Genomic DNA, 15,618 nt, shown 5'->3' on the forward strand with positions numbered 1-15,618 from the left:
GGTGCGGGAGGGTGTGACAACCACTCATTACCCATCGGTAGGAGAGGAATCCCCGCCCGGCCGCCTCGGTGTGCGCCGTGATCGGCCGTCACCTGCGTCCCGCCCGTCCCGCCCGTCCCTGTCCCTCCCGCCCGTCTCGCCGGGGTCGCGCCGGCCGAGTCTGTCGGTGCCCCGGCCTAGGCTCGGGCGCATGAGCATGATCGGTCGTTACCTGCGGCTCAGCGCCGCGGAGTTGGAGCGCGCGGCACTGGAGCCGGAGTGGGCCCTGGCGTTCGTCGAGCGGCTGGACGACGAGTCCGCGGAGGCGGACGGCGGGCGGGCGCGCGGCGGTTGGGCGCGGCTGCACGAGACCGGGAAGGCGTGGCAGGCACTCGACTTCCTGCTGCGCCGCCGGGAGTTCCCGGTCGACCTGGTGCACGGGGAGGAGGAGCTGCCGGGCGCGGAGGACTGGGGCTACGGGCCGCCGTGCCGGATCGCCCCGGACCGGGTCCGGCTCGCCGTCGCGGCGCTCGCGGCGCTCGACCCCGGCCGGCTGACCGAGGGGGTCGCGCCGGCGGACCTCGCCGAGGCGCGGGTGTACCCGCAGAGCCTGTGGGAGGCGGAGGACTCGCTGCACCTGGTGACGGCCGAGTACCGCGCCCTGTCCGACTTCCTCCGGGCGGTCGCCACCCGCCGGCACGGGGTGCTGGTCTGGATCGAGTGACGGGCCGTGCCCCGGCCCGGCACACAGAGCGATATATCGGTACATTGGGGACATTCGGGAGCAGTCCCGGACTCAGCGTGTTCACGCACAGAAGGCCGAGCCGCCTTCGGAAAGGGTCTCCATGCAGCGCGCCCTCAGCCCCGCCGTCCTCGCCGAGCTGCGCCGACCGAGGCCGTATCCGGCGGTGTCGATCCTGATGCCCACCCACCGCCGGGAGCCGGACAACGCCCAGGACCCGGTCCGGCTGCGCAACCTGCTGGCGGAGGCCAAGGAGAAGGTCCAGGCCGACCCCGAGGTCTCCCGCGCGGACCGGATCGACGTGCTGGAGCGGCTGGACCGTGCCCTCGCCGAGGTCGACCTGGTGCACGCCGACGACGGCCTGGCGATCCTCGCCGCCCCCGGTGAGCACCAGGTCTGGTCGCTCGGGCGTACCGCTCCCGCCCGGGTGGTGCTCTCGGACACCTTCCTCACCCGCAACCTGGTCGCCGCGCAGGCCGCCGAGCGCCCCTACTGGGTGCTCGCGGTCGCCGCCGACCGGGTGATGCTGTGGGGCGGCACCGAGGAGCGGGTCACCGAGGACCGCGAGCACGGCTTCCCGCTGGTGCGGGTCTTCGACAACCCCGACCCCGAGCGGCAGGAGCGGATCGGCGACACGCCCAGCACCTTCCGCGACGAGGAGACCAAGACCTTCCTGCGGCAGGCCGACGCCGAGGTCGGCAAGCTGCTCGCCGCCGACCGCCGCCCGCTCTACGTGACCGGTGAGGCCGCGGCGCTCGCCCTGCTGGACGCCGTCGGCCCGATCGCCAAGGAGGCCACCGCGCAGATCCCGCACGGCGGCCTCGCCCAGGCGGACACCGAGACGGTCCGCAAGGTGGTCGAACCCGCCGTCCGGGCCCAGGCGGATCGCGAGACCACCGAGTCGCTCGCCCAGCTCGACGCGGCCCGCGGCCGCCAGACCTTCGCCGCCGGCCTGGACGAGATCTGGCAGGCGGCCGGCGACGGCCGGATCGCCCGGCTCGTGGTCGAGGAGAACTTCCGCACCACCGTCCGCGACGACGGCGAGCACCTGGTCCCGGCCGCGGCCGAGGAGTCCGGGGCGCGCGAGGACATCGTCGACGAGGTCATCGAACGCACCCTGGGCACCGGCGCCCGGGTCGACTTCGTCCCCGACGGCTCGCTCTCCGACGCCGGCCGGATCGCCGCCGTCCTGCGGTACTGAACGCCGCGACCCTGAACCCGGACTCACGGAGTCCGGGTTCTTTCGCTGAGCGACGGGACGACGGGACGATGGGGCGGGAGGCGGGCGGGTGCGGGGGGCGAGATCCCCCCAGGCGCCCGCCCGAATCATCGCGTCGAGCACCCGACTCGTTCAACGTCATTCACTCATCGGTGAATTGAAGGCATCAAGCGCTCAGTAGGGGGCCAATTCCTGTCTTTTCCGGACAGCGCCGGATCGGGTGGCCGGAAGCCTTGCCCCGCCGCGCGGCACGGGTCCAAGATGGGCCTGAGCCTCCGGCATATGCCAATGGGGGGCGGTCCCGTGCAGCCCTGGCGGGCGTCGAGCCGGCGCCCGACTTCGCCCGGGCGGATCCGCCACCCCCGAACGGCGTGACTCCCCAGGCCCACGGCCCGGTTCCACTGACGCCGCTGCGCAGTCAGGCAGTCCGCGCGACCCAACTCCCCGATCCCTCAAGCCCGCTCGCGCATTCGCGCGCGCAGCACGCCCGCGGGCGCACACCACCATCCCCTTGGGACCCCTGTCCGGCCCCATCCCTCAGCGAGAGAAGGAATTGTCATGCGCACGCTCAGCGCGCGCCGGCTCGCCGCCGCGGCCGGCATCGCCATCGCCCTCCTCACGGCCGTCCCCGCCAGCGCCACTCCGGGGGCGCTGGACACCACCTTCGGCACCGGCGGCAAGGTGGTCACCGACTTCGGAGGCACACCCTCGCTCCCCGACGTCGGCAACGCCCTGGCGATCCAGCCCGCCGACGGAAAGATCGTCACCGCCGGCCGGGCGGGCATCAACCTGCCCGGCGCGGGAGGCAACGCCCAGTTCGCCCTGGCCCGCTACAACACCGACGGGACCCTGGACACGACCTTCGGTCCCTCCAGCGCCGTCCCCGGCACCGTCACCTTCTCGTTCCTCGCCGTACCCAACACCAACTTCGCCCGGGCCGTGGCGATCCAGGCCGACGGAAAGATCGTCGTCGCGGGGCTCGCCGGCCCGAACGAGCAGACCGCCAACGTCGCGATCGCGCGACTGAACACCGACGGCAGTCTGGACACCTCGTTCGGCACCGGCGGGAAGGTCCTGCTCAACGTCTCCGGCGGCCTCGGTGACGGCATCCGCAGCCTGGTCATCCAGCCGGACGGCAAGATCGTCGGCGCCGGCGCGGCCGGACCCAACGCCCTGCTGGTGCGCCTGAACTCCAACGGCACCCTGGACAGCACCTTCGGCGGCGGTCTGGGCCTCACCACCCTGCAACTCGGCACCACCAGCCACTTCTTCGGCCTGGCCCAGCGCAACGACGGCAAGCTCGTCGCGGCCGGGTTCTCCGTCAACACGGCCACCAGCGCCGACAACTTCCTCGCCGCCAGGTTCAACGCCGACGGCAGCCTGGACACCACCTTCGGCACCGGCGGCTCCACCAACGTCTCCTTCGGCCTGCTGTCCGACCTCGCGTTCGGCGTCGCGCTGACCAACGGCGGCAACAACGGCAAGATCGTCCTCGCCGGCCTGGCGCAGTCGCCGGACCCGTTCAACGTCATCGGGGCCGGCGCCTTCGGCCTGACCGAACTGAACGCCGACGGCAGCCTCAACCTCGCGTTCGGCACGCTCGGGAAGACCACGACCAAGGTCAGCCTCCTCGGCGACGAGGCCCGGTCCGTCACCATCGGCCCCGCCGGCAAGATCTACGCCGCCGGGGAGAGCAACGAGATCTCCCCCTTCCCGCTCGACCCGAGCACCGGCGTGCAGACCGTGCTCCGCTACACCTCCAACGGCCTCCTCGACACCAGTTGGGGCACGGCGGGCGTCGTCACCACCTCGTTCGGCACCGGCGGCGCCTCGGCCCGCGGCGTGGCGCTCGACTCCAGCAACCGCCTGGTCACCGGCGGCACCGCCACCGTCACCAAGCCCGACCTCCTGCCCGGCCTCGACTTCACGGCCGCGCGCTACCAGACCAACTGATCCGGCAGCGCACGCCCGGGCCCGGAACCGCCTCGGTTCCGGGCCCGGGCCCCTGACGGAGCTAGCGCAGCAGGACGGACAGCAGTTCGGCGAGGGTGGGGCCGGCGTCGGCGGGGTGGCGCAGCTGCTTGCCGTCGATGACGCTGTAGTGGTTGGTCCGGCCGTGGCGCTCGTGGCTGAGGTAGCCGGCCCCCTCCAGGTCGGCGATGATCCGCTGGACGGCGCGCTCGGTCAGCAGGCAGCGGGCGGCGATGTCGCGCACGCGGATGCCGGGGTCGCGCGCGATCTGGACGAGGACGCGGGCGTGGTTGGTGAGGAAGGTCCACTGCCGCGCGGCCGCACTGCCGTTCTCCATGGATCAAGGATAGGGCGTTGATTCACGACATCGAAAGCACGACAAAGAATTCGTGCAATGGTTGACATGTGAGCCGGACGGGCGAACAGTGGGCAGTGCGCCGGGACGCACCACCGCGCCCCCGTCGACGCCGCGCCGTTCCCGGGAGATGGTTCCGTGACCCACCTGAGCAGGGAAGGGCTGGAGCGGCTCGCGGCCTTCCTGACCGAGCGGATCGGACCGCCGTGCGAGGAGGGCGAGCACGCCTCCCGGGTCGAGCCGCTGCGCCGGCAGGTGCGGCACGCGGTCATGGGCGTCGACGCCTACCTGACCGCCGTCGAGGCGGGCGACGGCACCGCCCGTCACCTGCACGAGCAGGCGCTCGGCCTGTGGCACGGCCTGGAGCGCATCGCGGCCGCCTGGCCGGGCGCCCCGGGCGTCCCCGTGACGGAGGACGCCGTCCCGCTGGGCGGCTGAACCCGGCGGCGCGCGCCTACCGCACCGCGATCCCGACCAGGCAGGTGTCGTCGTCCGTGTCGGCGCTGCTGTAGCGCAGCAGGTGGTCCAGGTGCTCCTCCAGGCCGTCCGTGCCGCCCGCAGACGCGCCGCCGGCCTGCTCGGCCAGGGCCATCAGCCCCGCCAGGGACGCCTGGAGCGACTCGTCACGGCGCTCGATCAGCCCGTCCGTGTACATCACCAGCTGGTCGCCCGGCTCCAGGACCAGCTCGCCCTCCTCGTACTCCGCCTGGTCGACGGCGCCGAGCAGGATCCCGCCCAGCTGCGGCAGGGTCGTCGCCCGCCCCGCGCGCAGCAGGACCGGCGGCGGGTGGCCCGCGCGCGCCCAGCGCAGCCGGCGGGACCCGGGCCGGTACAGGCCGCAGACGGCGGTGGCGGTGACGTTGTCGGTCAGGTGGTGGGTGACGCTGTTCAGCCAGCCCAGCAGCTGCGCCGGACCGGCCCCGGTGGCGGCCAGCCCGCGCAGCGCGTTGCGCAGGGCGACCATCCCGGTGGCGGCCTCGATGCCGTGGCCGGCGACGTCGCCCACGCACAGCAGGACGTCCCCCGAGGGCAGCGGCAGGGCGTCGTACCAGTCGCCGCCGACCAGATGGCCCTTCTCGGCCGGCCGGTAGCGCACCCCGACCCGCAGGTCCGGCAGGTCGAGCGGGCCGTTCGCCGGCGGCATGATGGCGTGCTGCAGCTGGAGGGCGAGGCGGCTGCGCTCGGCGGCCTGCTGCTCGCTCTGGGCGAGCTGGTCACGGGTGGCGGCGAGCGCGACCTCCGTCCAGTGCTGGGCGGAGATGTCCTGGTAGGCGCCGCGCACGGTGCGCAGGCCGCTGCCGGGCTCGTGCACCGGCTCCGCGACCACCCGGATGTGCCGGGTGACGCCGTCGGCGCGCTGCAGCCGGAAGGCGGTGGACGCCGGGCGGTGGTGGTGCAGCAGGGTGCGCAGGAACCGCCCGATGGCCTGCCGGTCGTCCGGGTGGGCGTGCTCGGGGAGCTGGTCGAGGGCGATCGGCCGCGCGGTGGGCGGCAGCCCGTGCAGCTCGAACAGGGTGTCGTTCCAGGCGATCCGGCGGGTGCGCAGGTCCTCCTCGAAACCGCCGATCCGGCCCAGCCGCTGCGCGTGCTGGAGCAGCCGGGCCACCCGCGGGGTGCCGTCGTCCAGGCGCCAGACCACCGCCAGATGGCTGCCGTGGCGGCTGATGCTCACCCGTGCCCGGGTGACCAGCGGCACTCCGTCGACCAGCGCGGCGAGCCGCAGGTCCGGGGTGCGGAACGGCTCCCCGGTGGCGAACACGTGCTCCACTTTCTCGGCCAGGCCGCCCGGCTCGGCCGCCAGCGGGTACGCCTCCAGCAGCCGGGCGCCGGTGATCGCCCCGGTGGGCCGGCCGGCGAAGTCGACGAAGGCCGGGTTGACGTGCCGGATCACGAACGGCGGCGGCCCGTCCTCACCCTCGGGCGCGACCCGCAGGACCATGCACGGGTCGAACAGGCCGTCGGTCAGCCGGCGCAGCTCGTCGAACTGCGCGTCGGCGGCCTCCGGCGCGCTCGGCCCGCGCCCGCCCGCGGACTCCAGGGTGGCGGCGGCCACCTCCGCGAGCGCCTCGAACTGCCGCTGCAGGGGCTGGGACTGCTCGGGCAGCTCCTCGTGCCAGCACAGCTCCAGGACGCCGATCAGCCGTCCGCCCTTGCCCGCCGGGACGGCCAGGCGCCCGCCGCGGATCTCGTGCTGGCCGACCGAGGGCAGCGAGGCCTCGGCGAGCGTCGGGTAGCCGACGGGCGCCCGCTCGTCCAGGGCGCGGCGGGCCGGGGTCGGCACACCGGGCGGCACGTGGCGCCAGCGGCGGGCCTCCTCCTCGTGGAAACCGGCGCTGCCGGCCAGCGACAGCGACAGGTCCGGGTGGGCCGCCCAGACCGCGACGGCCGCCACGCCGAGCGGGCGCAGCGCGTGGTCCAGCATGGCGCGGGCCGCCGCCGCGGCGTCGCCGCCCGCCAGGGCGTCCGCCTCGGTGCTGCGCAGCCGGACGGCCACGGGTTCGGCCGGTGCGGCCGGTTCCTCCGGGGGGACGGCCGTGCCCTCGACGAAGGCGCGGGCGAGCGCCGAGATCTCGTCCGCGGCGGCCTGGTTGACGAGGTCGGCGGCGAGCGCCAGGGTCGACACCCCGGCCTGCTCGGCGAGGCTCTCCAGTTGCCCGGCCGCCTCGGTGGGCCCGCAGCGCAGCCGCTCGACCAGCACGCCGACACCCATCTCGACCACCGCGCGGCCCGCCGAGTGGGCCTGGGCCCGCTCCAGCTCCAGCCGCAGCCGCTCGACGGTGCCGGCGAGCCGGCCGACCGCGGTCGCCTCGCCGCCGGCGGCCGCCTCACCGGCCGCCCCGCCGACCCCGCCGCCGACCGCGCCGGGGCCGCGCTGGGGGGCGACCCGCGCGGCACCCTCGGTCGGCGCGGGGCGGCCTGTGGCCGGGGGATCCTGCGGCTGCTGCACGGTGGTGACTCCTGGTGGTCGGGGCGGGGGCCGCGGCGGGCGGACGCTACCGGGTCAGGTGGTGCTTGATGCGGCCGATCACCTCGGCCGCGTCGACCGGCTTGGTGATGTAGTCGCTCGCGCCCGAGGCCAGGCTCTTCTCCCGGTCGCCGATCATCGCCTTCGCCGTCACGGCGATGATCGGCAGCCCCTCGTGCTCGGGCATCGCCCGGATCGCCGCGGTGGCCGTGTACCCGTCCATCTCCGGCATCATCACGTCCATCAGGATGACGTCGATCCCGGGGTGGGCGGCCAGCGCCTCCAGCGCCGCGCGGCCGTTCTCCGCCTGGAGCACCCGCAGGCCGTGCAGCTCCAGGATGCTGGTGAGCGCGTAGAGGTTGCGGTCGTCGTCGTCGACCACCAGCGCCGTGCGGCCGGCCAGCCTCGGATCGGCCTGCGGGCTCCAGGAGGCGTCGCGCTCGGGGCCGCGCACCAGCGGCAGCACGCCCCCGGGACGGTCGGCGCTCATGTGCAGCGCCACGCGCTCGCGCAGCTCGTCCAGGCTGGAGAGGAACTCCAGCGGCCGGCTGCCGTCCCGGCGCACGGCGCGCTCGTCCTCGGCGCCGACGCCCCGGTTGTGGTGCGCCAGCACCGGGACGGCGTGCAGTGCCGGGTCGCGCTCCATCTCCTCCAGCAGGGTCGACGCGGTGCCGTCGGGCAGGTCGAGTTCCAGTACGACGCAGTGGCAGGGGGAGGTGGCCAGCGCGGTGGCGGCCTCCTGGGCGCCGACGGCGGTGACGATCTCGACCTGGCGCTGCGCGCCGGCGTAGCGGGCGAGGTCGGCCACGGCGTTCTCCGCGACCAGTGACAGCAGGCCGTTCGGGCGGCCCTCCACCACCAGCAGGCGGCGCGGTCCTTCGGCGGCAGGGCGGCCGCCGGGGCCGTGCTCCGTCTCCCCGGAGGGCTCCGGGGCGCGGCCGAGCGCCCGGCGAGGGGCGCCGTCGGCGCCGGCGAGCGCGTCCGGCCGGGCGGCGGGCAGGTACAGGGTGAACGTGCTGCCCCGGCCGAGGGTGCTCTCGACGGTGATCGCGCCACCGAGCAGGTAGGCGATCTCGCGGCTGATCGACAGGCCGAGGCCGGTGCCGCCGTACTTGCGGCTGGTGGTGCCGTCGGCCTGCTGGAAGGCGCCGAAGACGGTCTCCAGGTGCTGGGGCGCGATGCCGATGCCGGTGTCGCTCACCCGGAAGGCGAGCACCGGGCCGGCGTCGCGCCGTACCCCGTCGGGCAGTTCGGCCGCGACGGCCGGCTCGATCCGCAGCTCGATCCGGCCCTGCTCGGTGAACTTGACCGCGTTGGACAGCAGATTGCGCAGCACCTGGCGCAACCGGTAGTCGTCGGTGGCGAGTTCGGCGGGCACGCCGTCGACCGTCTGCACCGCGAAGGCGAGGTTCTTCTGGCCGGTCATCGGGCGGAAGGTGGCCTCGACGTAGTCGAGCAGCGCGCGCAGCGGCACCGCCTCGACGTTGACGTCCATCTTGCCCGCCTCGACCTTGGACAGGTCGAGGATGTCGTTGATCAGCTGGAGCAGGTCGGAGCCGGCCGAGTGGATGATGCCGGCGTACTCGACCTGCTTGGCGGTCAGGTTCCGGGTGGGGTTCTGGGCGAGCAGCTGGGCCAGGATGAGCAGGCTGTTGAGCGGGGTGCGCAGCTCGTGGCTCATGTTGGCCAGGAACTCCGACTTGTACGTGGAGGCGAGCGAGACCTGGTGGGCGCGGTCCTCCAGCTCCTGGCGGGCCTGCTCGATCTGCAGGTTCTTCGCCTCGATGTCCCGGTTCTGCGCGGCGAGCAGCTCGGCCTTCTCCTCCAGCTCCGCGTTGGAGGCCTGGAGCTCCTCCTGGCGCGCCTGCAACTCCTCGGAGCGGGCCTGGAGTTCGGCGGTGAGCCGCTGGGACTCGCCGAGCAGTTCGTCGGTCCGGGCGTTGGCGATGATGGTGTTGACGTTGACGCCGATGGTCTCCATCAGCTGCTCCAGGAAGTCCCGGTGGACCTGGGTGAACGGCTGGACGGAGGCCAGTTCTATGACGCCGAGGACCTGCTCCTCGACCACGATCGGCAGTACCACCAGGGACAGCGAGCCGGTGCGGCCGAGGCCGGAGGAGGCGGCCAGGTAGTCCGGCGGCAGCGAGTCCACGGTGATGGTCCGCCGGCCGCGCGCCGCCTGGCCGACGAACGACTCGCCCAGGCGGAAGCGGGTGGGGCGCTCGCCGTCCGGGAACGCGTAGGAGCCGACGAGCTGCAGCACCGTCCCCTCGGGACCCTCCTCCGCCAGGTAGAAGGCGCCGCACTGGGCGGCGACCAGCGGGGCGAGTTCGTCCATCACGGACTCGGCGACGACCACCAGGTCGCGCCGGCCCTGCATCAGTGCCGAGAAGCGGGCGAGGTTGGTCTTCAGCCAGTCCTGCTCCTCGTTGGCGCGGGTGGTCTCGCGCAGCGACTGGACCATGAAGTTGACGTTGTCCTTGAGGTCGGCGACCTCGCCGGAGGCGTCCACGGTGATCGAGCGGGTGAGGTCACCGGCCGCGACGGCGCTGGTGACCTCGGCGATCGAGCGCACCTGCCGGGTGAGGTTGCCGGCGAGGCGGTTGACGTTCTCGGTCAGCCGCTTCCAGGTGCCGGAGACGCCCTCCACCTGGGCCTGGCCGCCCAGCCGGCCCTCCGAGCCGACCTCGCGGGCCACCCGGGTCACCTCGTCGGCGAAGGAGCTGAGCTGGTCGACCATCGTGTTGATGGTCTCCTTCAGCTCCAGGATCTCGCCGCGGGCGTTGACGGTGATCTTCTGCGAGAGGTCGCCGCCGGCCACCGCGGTGGCCACCTGGGCGATCGCCCGGACCTGGCCGGTGAGGTTGCCGGCCATGAAGTTCACCGAGTCGGTGAGGTCGCGCCACGTCCCCGAGACGCCCTTCACGTCGGCCTGCCCGCCGAGGATGCCCTCGGTGCCGACCTCGCGGGCCACCCGGGTCACCTCGCCGGCGAAGGAGCTGAGCTGGTCGACCATCGTGTTGACGGTGTTCTTCAGCTCCAGGATCTCGCCCCGGGCGTCCACGGTGATCTTCTGCGAGAGGTCGCCCTTGGCGACCGCGGTGGCCACCTGGGCGATGTCGCGCACCTGGGTGGTGAGGTTGCCGGCCATCGCGTTGACCGAGTCGGTGAGGTCCGCCCAGGAACCCGACACGCCCGGCACCTGGGCCTGGCCGCCGAGCCGGCCCTCGGTGCCGACCTCGCGGGCCACCCGGGTCACCTCGGAGGTGAACCGGGACAGCTGGTCGACCATGCCGTTGAACACCGTGGCGATCTCGCCCAGCAGCCCGTCCGCGTCGTCCGGCAGCTCGGTGCCGAAGTCGCCGTCCCGCACCGCCGTCAGCCCGGCGAGGAGCAGCCGCAACTCGGGCTCGCCCACGCGGGCGGTGTCGGGTCCTCGGTCCGGGTCCTGCCGCGGGCCGTGGAAGGTCGTGGGGCCGGCCATCGAATGCTCGCCTCCGATCCTGGGTACCGCGGGAACGGGTCGGCGGACCGGTCCTCGGGCGCGGTGTGTACCGCCCCGGAGGCTACCCCAGCCCTTACGGCGGTTGAAAACCGATGGTCGCCTGAGGCAACCTTCTGTACGGCTCCGTTGCCCCGAAGCCCGCTCGCCTGCAAGGAACCTTCACAAACGGCGACTGCATCCTTTCGCGGATCCGGGGTAACGGGGCAGGACCGTGCCGACACGACGGAAGGACTCCCATGGTGCCCCCCACCGGTGACTCGCCCGTTCTCGCCGTTGCGTCGTCCCCGAGCGGACTGCGCGACCTGCTGCCCCCCGAACTGGCGGCCGTGGACGACCCGCGCGAGATCGCGCCCGCGGACGCCCGCGACCTGACCCGGGTGCTGCTGCGCCGCCTGGCGACGCTGGAGGAGGGGACCCGGGAGTACTCCTACGTCCGCTCCACCCTGGTGGAGATGAACCTCTCCCTGGTGCGGTTCGCGATCCGCCGCTTCGACTCGCACCGCGAACCCAAGGACGACCTCCTCCAGGTCGGCGCGCTCGGCCTGATCAAGGCCATCGACCGCTTCGACCCCGAGCTCGGCGTGGAGTTCACCACCTTCGCCCTGCCGACCGTGCTCGGCGAGATACGCCGGCACTTCCGCGACACCACCTGGGCCGTGCACGTCCCCCGCCGCCTCCAGGAGCTGCGGATCACCCTGGCGCGTGCCCAGGAACGCCTCTCCCAGCAGCTGGACCGGGCCCCGACCGTGGCCGAGCTGGCCGAGCACGTCGGGATCACGCCGGAGGAGGTGGTCGAGGGGCTGACCGCGGCCAACGGCCACACCGCGGGCTCCCTGGAAGGCAGCGCCGAGGACGACGACGGGCCGGGTCCGCTGGTCGAGCAGCTCGGCGAGGACGACCGCGAGCTCGCCCTGGTCGAGGACCTCGTCGCGCTGAAGCCCCTGGTGGGCGCCCTGCCGGAGCGCGAGCGGCTGATCCTGTCCATGCGCTTCTGCGAGGACATGACGCAGTCCCAGATCGGCGCCCGCCTCGGCCTGTCCCAGATGCACGTCTCCCGGCTGCTCAGCCGCACCCTGCGACATCTGCGCCAGGGGCTGGAGGCCGCCTGACCGTGCCCGCCGGCACGGCTCCCGGGGGCGCGCCGGCCCCGCTCCACCACCCCTCACTTGGCCGACGGGCGCGACCTCCGTAAGGTCGGAAGGCACGGACATGGAGGGGACGACGATGACGCCATCCGACAACGACTGGGGAGACACTGTGCTGGCCGCCTCCCAACCCCGCCCCGAGCTGGTGGTGGAAACCCGCTCCGGGCCCGACGGCGCGGTGGTCTGCACCCTGGCCGGCGACCTCGACGTGGAGACGCTCGCCCCGGCCGCCGAGGCGCTCGCGCAGCTGGTCGCCGGGCGGACCGGCGCCGTGGTGGTCGACCTGCGCGGCGTGGGCTTCTGCGACTCCTCGGGGCTGAACGTCCTGCTGCGCACCCGCCTCGCGGCCCAGCGGGCGGGACTGGAGCTGCGGCTCGCCGCCGTTCCGCCCACCGTCATGCGGGTTCTCGACCTGACCGGCGCGCGGACGGTGTTCGCCATCCACGAATCGGTCGACGCGGCCCTGGCGGGATGAGCCGGAGCACGCGCCGACCGGTCCGGCGGCAGGCATAATTCCGGAACCGCCGGGAAACCGACCCTGCGGAACCGCCGTCGATCCGAAAGGGTGCCCTCCTATGACGCTGAGCCGGGGAACCCTGGACGGAGACCCCCAGCAGGCCGGGCCCGCGGCGCCGCCGGGAGGCCAGCGCAGGCGGCTGACGCTGGCCGCGCTCCCCAAGCCGGTCGCGCACGCCAGGAGCTTCACCGCCCGCACGCTCGCCGAGTGGTACCCGTCCGCGGCCGGGAGCGGCGACCACGACGGGGTCGTGGAGGACGTGGTGCTGCTGGCGGCGGAGCTCGTGGCCAACGCGATGCTGCACGGCGACGGCCCGCTGGAGCTGGTCCTGGACGTCACCGGGGCCCGGCTGCGGATCGAGGTCAGCGACCGCAGCCCGGTGATGCCCACCCCGCGCCAGCCGCACAACCCGGCCCTGCCCGGCGGTCACGGGCTGTTCATCGTGGAGCGGACCGCCGACCGCTGGGGCGCCGAGCCGCACGGCCAGGGCAAGACCATCTGGGCCGAGGTCGACACCGCGCGCTTCCTGCGCGACGCCTGACCGGCGCCCGCGCGGCGAACGGGGCGGGAGGGGGCGGGCCGGGCCAAAGGGCCCGCCCCCTCCCTCACGGCCCCTCGATCGCGCGGTAGCCGGCCAGCGCGCAGCGGCGGCACGCCGGCAGCTCCTGGCAGGTGCTGCCGATCTCCTGGCCGAGCAGGTGCCGCGCCACCTCGGCGTCGTGGTCGTGGCTCTCATCCATGCGGCGACCGTGCCCACCGGCCGACGCGCGAATCCCGCCGTACCGGGGCGAGATCCCGTGGAACGGGCGGAGCGGCCCGGCCGCGCCCGCCGGTCACGGCCGGTGCCCGCGTGCCCGGAACGGACACCGGCCGTGACCGACGGGGATTACCCCGGCCCCGGCCGGGCAGACGCGGCGCGGAAGCACGCGGACGACCGCAGGAAGCGAGGGATCGGCCATGGCCGGCTGCCCCGTCCACGGCCCGGACCGCCGCCGGGTGCCGCCGGGCGGAGCGCCCCCGCCCGCACGGCACCGCCGCGAGGGACGGGGCTGACGTGCGAGGGGCACCGCCGCTACGGTTCGCCGCCACCTGGTGGCGGGTGCTGCGGGCGGCCGCGGCGGACCTGTGGCGCCACGGCCGGACCGTCGAGCTGCTCCAGCGCTCGATGGCCTTCGCGGCCCTGTTCTTCGTGACCCTGGTACCCCTGCTGATCGTGATCGCCGCGGCCTATCCCGCCCGGGGCAGCGGCATCGCCGAATGGATCACCGACGGCCTCGGGCTGACCGGGCGCGGGGCGGACGCGGTCCGCCGGCTCTTCGCCTCGCGGGGGCAGATCCTCTCGACCACCACCGGCTTCGGCCTGGCCGCGCTCGTGGTCTTCGGCGTGTCCCTGATGGCCGCCGTCCAGGGGGTCTACGAGCGGATCTGGGACCTGGAACGCGGCCCGTGGCACGCCGTCTGGCGGCAGACGCTCGGCCTGGTGGGGCTGGTCGGGTACCTCGGGCTGGCCGCCTGGAGCGGTGCGCCCTGGCAGCGTACGGGCGTCCAGCCGGCCTTCCGCATCGTGGTGTCGGCCGTCGGCGGCGTCCTGCTGTTCTGGTGGCTGCAGCGCCTGCTGCTCGCCGGGCGCGTGCCCGCGCGGGAGCTGCTGCCCGGCGCGGTGGCGACGATGGCCGGACTGGCGGGTCTGCGGGCCTTCTCCCGGGTGGTCTTCGCGCCCCTGCTGGTGTCCAACGCCGTCTCCTACGGGACGGTCGGAGCGGTGCTGATCGTCCAGTCCTGGCTGATCGGCGTCGGCTACACCGTCTACGGCGGCGCGCTCGCGGGACGCGCCGTGGTACGGGCCCTCGGCGCCTCGTACGACGCCCGCCACTCCCGCCGCCGCCCGGCCGCATGACCACGGCGCGCCGGGGCAGACGGTGCGCACAGGGTTCGGCAGCAGGAGTGGCGGGAGGCGGGGCCGATGTCGGAAGTGGTGGCGGCACAGCTGAGGATGCGTCTGATCACCGGGGAGGCGCGGGGACGGGACCTCGACGTCGAGTGCCGCTACGAGACCGGCGACCCCTTCGCCGTCCGGCTGGACTTCGGCGCCGAGGAAGCCGTCTGGGTGCTGGCCCGGGACCTGCTGGCGGCCGGGCTGCGCGGGCCGGTGGGCGACGGCGACGTCCACATCGAACCCAGCGGCACCGGCGAGCACGTCTTCATCGCGCTGGGCGGCCGGGCCGGGGTGGCGCTGCTGAACGCCCCCGTGCGTCCGCTGGCCCGCTTCCTGCGGGCGACCGGGCGGGCCGTCCCGGTGGGCTCCGAGTCCGAGCGCATCGACTGGGACCGCTGCATCAGCGACCTGCTCTCCGCCTGAACGGCAGGTCCGGGGCCCGCCGGCGGCATGAACCGGCGGATCGCGGTTAGACGGAGGCCGCGACACCGACCGCCGTCGAGTGACCAGGAAGGGACTCCCGTGACCGACATCTCCCGCCTCCCCGGCGCCGTGGACCACAAGTGGAACTGGCAGCTGGAGGGGGCCTGCCGCACCGTCGACAGCAGCATCTTCTTCCACCCCGTCAACGAGCGCGGTGCCGCCGCCAAGGAGCGGGAGCAGCACGCGAAGTCGGTCTGCGCGCGCTGCCCGGTGCGGGTGCCGTGCCGCCGGTACGCCCTGGCCACCCGGGAGCCGTACGGGGTGTGGGGCGGGCTGACCGAGGAGGAGCGGCGGGTGCTGTTCAGCGATGCCTCGGCACCGGCGCCCCGCGGTGCCTGAGCGGGCTGGCCGCAGCGGCCGCTGCCGGATTCCGCGCGAGGGCCGCGTTTGCGCACCGGGAAGGGTGGTACACGCAGCGCAGGGGCGGGGCCGGGGACCGGCGGGTCACCGGCCCTCCGGCGCCCCGCCCGCCCGCACCCATCGGGAGGCTCCCGTGATCATCCTCGGCGTCATTCTGCTCATCATCGGCTTCATCACCGGTGTCACGCTGCTCTGGACCATCGGCATCGTCCTGCTCGTCATCGGCCTCGTCCTGTGGGCCGCCGGTGCGCTCGGGCACGCCGTCGGCGGACGCAAGCACTACTACTGATCCGCCCACCACTGCCGATCCACGGTGCCACCGACCCGCAGCACGGCTCCGGGGGTCCACCGGCCCCCCCGGGCGGGGGGGCCCCCGGGGCGGGGGGCCGGGGGGCCGGGCCCCGGGGGGGAGCGCGCACAGCGACCCCCGGGAGGCGGCCC

At 74.3% G+C, this 15,618-nt stretch carries 15 protein-coding genes; 11 read left to right on the forward strand and 4 right to left on the reverse strand.

The features are described from left to right. Positions 1-190 precede the first annotated feature (190 nt). The 3 genes from ABT238_RS18505 (at position 191) to ABT238_RS18515 (ending at position 3,893) form a co-directional block, all read left to right on the forward strand. A complete protein-coding gene (locus ABT238_RS18505) occupies positions 191-703 on the forward strand; it encodes a DUF1877 family protein (RefSeq protein ID WP_350765831.1) in 513 nt (170 codons plus the stop codon). A gap of 121 nt (positions 704-824) precedes the next feature. Beyond that, positions 825-1,922, forward strand: a complete 1,098-nt coding sequence (locus ABT238_RS18510; protein WP_350565103.1) for a baeRF3 domain-containing protein — start codon at positions 825-827, stop codon at positions 1,920-1,922. A 576-nt stretch (positions 1,923-2,498) separates the two neighbouring features. Then, entirely contained in the window at positions 2,499-3,893 is a 1,395-nt protein-coding gene (locus tag ABT238_RS18515) for a delta-60 repeat domain-containing protein (RefSeq protein WP_350565101.1), read from the forward strand. A 61-nt stretch (positions 3,894-3,954) separates the two neighbouring features. Here the strand turns inward: ABT238_RS18515 and ABT238_RS18520 are convergent, their stop codons facing one another. Then, a complete protein-coding gene (locus tag ABT238_RS18520) occupies positions 3,955-4,248 on the reverse strand; it encodes a helix-turn-helix transcriptional regulator (protein ID WP_350565099.1) in 294 nt (97 codons plus the stop codon). Between the two features lie 156 nt (positions 4,249-4,404). Between ABT238_RS18520 and ABT238_RS18525 the strand changes: the two genes are divergently transcribed. Beyond that, positions 4,405-4,704, forward strand: coding sequence for a hypothetical protein (locus ABT238_RS18525; protein ID WP_350565097.1), 300 nt, complete (start codon positions 4,405-4,407; stop codon positions 4,702-4,704). A gap of 16 nt (positions 4,705-4,720) precedes the next feature. On the opposite strand, the gene ABT238_RS18530 is transcribed toward ABT238_RS18525, so the two are convergent. Together ABT238_RS18530 and ABT238_RS18535 are read right to left on the reverse strand one after the other, a co-directional pair. Continuing rightward, the gene (locus ABT238_RS18530) at positions 4,721-7,213 is read right to left on the reverse strand and encodes a SpoIIE family protein phosphatase (protein WP_350765930.1); all 2,493 of its coding nucleotides are present in this window, start codon (positions 7,211-7,213) and stop codon (positions 4,721-4,723) included. A gap of 46 nt (positions 7,214-7,259) precedes the next feature. Next, entirely contained in the window at positions 7,260-10,715 is a 3,456-nt protein-coding gene (locus tag ABT238_RS18535) for a HAMP domain-containing protein (protein ID WP_350565094.1), read from the reverse strand. Between the two features lie 257 nt (positions 10,716-10,972). Here ABT238_RS18535 and ABT238_RS18540 point away from each other — a divergent pair, with 257 nt between their 5' ends. The 3 genes from ABT238_RS18540 (at position 10,973) to ABT238_RS18550 (ending at position 12,939) form a co-directional block, all read left to right on the forward strand. Then, positions 10,973-11,845: an RNA polymerase sigma factor SigF gene (locus ABT238_RS18540; RefSeq protein WP_350565092.1), complete on the forward strand. Its 873-nt coding sequence runs from the start codon at positions 10,973-10,975 to the stop codon at positions 11,843-11,845. 115 nt (positions 11,846-11,960) lie between these two features. Further along, entirely contained in the window at positions 11,961-12,356 is a 396-nt protein-coding gene (locus tag ABT238_RS18545; RefSeq protein ID WP_350565090.1) for an STAS domain-containing protein, read from the forward strand. Positions 12,357-12,456: 100 nt separating this feature from the next. Continuing rightward, positions 12,457-12,939, forward strand: a complete 483-nt coding sequence (locus ABT238_RS18550) for an ATP-binding protein (protein ID WP_350565088.1) — start codon at positions 12,457-12,459, stop codon at positions 12,937-12,939. 64 nt (positions 12,940-13,003) lie between these two features. Here the strand turns inward: ABT238_RS18550 and ABT238_RS18555 are convergent, their stop codons facing one another. Further along, positions 13,004-13,138, reverse strand: coding sequence for a hypothetical protein (locus ABT238_RS18555; RefSeq protein ID WP_350766029.1), 135 nt, complete (start codon positions 13,136-13,138; stop codon positions 13,004-13,006). A gap of 314 nt (positions 13,139-13,452) precedes the next feature. Here ABT238_RS18555 and ABT238_RS18560 point away from each other — a divergent pair, with 314 nt between their 5' ends. From ABT238_RS18560 to ABT238_RS18575, 4 genes are all read left to right on the forward strand, one after another. Continuing rightward, complete coding sequence (locus ABT238_RS18560) at positions 13,453-14,295, forward strand: YhjD/YihY/BrkB family envelope integrity protein (protein WP_350766067.1); 843 nt, start codon at positions 13,453-13,455, stop codon at positions 14,293-14,295. Between the two features lie 66 nt (positions 14,296-14,361). Beyond that, positions 14,362-14,757: an SsgA family sporulation/cell division regulator gene (locus tag ABT238_RS18565; RefSeq protein ID WP_350565085.1), complete on the forward strand. Its 396-nt coding sequence runs from the start codon at positions 14,362-14,364 to the stop codon at positions 14,755-14,757. 99 nt (positions 14,758-14,856) lie between these two features. Continuing rightward, positions 14,857-15,156, forward strand: a complete 300-nt coding sequence (locus ABT238_RS18570; protein WP_350565083.1) for a WhiB family transcriptional regulator — start codon at positions 14,857-14,859, stop codon at positions 15,154-15,156. 154 nt (positions 15,157-15,310) lie between these two features. Beyond that, positions 15,311-15,466, forward strand: coding sequence for a DUF6131 family protein (locus ABT238_RS18575; protein ID WP_350565081.1), 156 nt, complete (start codon positions 15,311-15,313; stop codon positions 15,464-15,466). Positions 15,467-15,618: the final 152 nt, after the last annotated feature.

The organism is Kitasatospora sp. NPDC001527, assembly GCF_040298605.1.
Taxonomy (GTDB): Bacteria; Actinomycetota; Actinomycetes; order Streptomycetales; family Streptomycetaceae; genus Kitasatospora.

What these genes read in the sequence shown, in the direction of transcription:
- ABT238_RS18555 (WP_350766029.1), bottom strand. Translation starts at nt 13,138, where the DNA reads ATGGATGAGAGCCACGACCACGACGCCGAGGTGGCGCGGCACCTGCTC.
- ABT238_RS18515 (WP_350565101.1), top strand. Translation starts at nt 2,499, where the DNA reads ATGCGCACGCTCAGCGCGCGCCGGCTCGCCGCCGCGGCCGGCATCGCC.
- ABT238_RS18565 (WP_350565085.1), top strand. Translation starts at nt 14,362, where the DNA reads ATGTCGGAAGTGGTGGCGGCACAGCTGAGGATGCGTCTGATCACCGGG.
- ABT238_RS18535 (WP_350565094.1), bottom strand. Translation starts at nt 10,715, where the DNA reads ATGGCCGGCCCCACGACCTTCCACGGCCCGCGGCAGGACCCGGACCGA.
- ABT238_RS18505 (WP_350765831.1), top strand. Translation starts at nt 191, where the DNA reads ATGAGCATGATCGGTCGTTACCTGCGGCTCAGCGCCGCGGAGTTGGAG.
- ABT238_RS18520 (WP_350565099.1), bottom strand. Translation starts at nt 4,248, where the DNA reads ATGGAGAACGGCAGTGCGGCCGCGCGGCAGTGGACCTTCCTCACCAAC.
- ABT238_RS18510 (WP_350565103.1), top strand. Translation starts at nt 825, where the DNA reads ATGCAGCGCGCCCTCAGCCCCGCCGTCCTCGCCGAGCTGCGCCGACCG.
- ABT238_RS18545 (WP_350565090.1), top strand. Translation starts at nt 11,961, where the DNA reads ATGACGCCATCCGACAACGACTGGGGAGACACTGTGCTGGCCGCCTCC.
- ABT238_RS18550 (WP_350565088.1), top strand. Translation starts at nt 12,457, where the DNA reads ATGACGCTGAGCCGGGGAACCCTGGACGGAGACCCCCAGCAGGCCGGG.
- ABT238_RS18540 (WP_350565092.1), top strand. Translation starts at nt 10,973, where the DNA reads ATGGTGCCCCCCACCGGTGACTCGCCCGTTCTCGCCGTTGCGTCGTCC.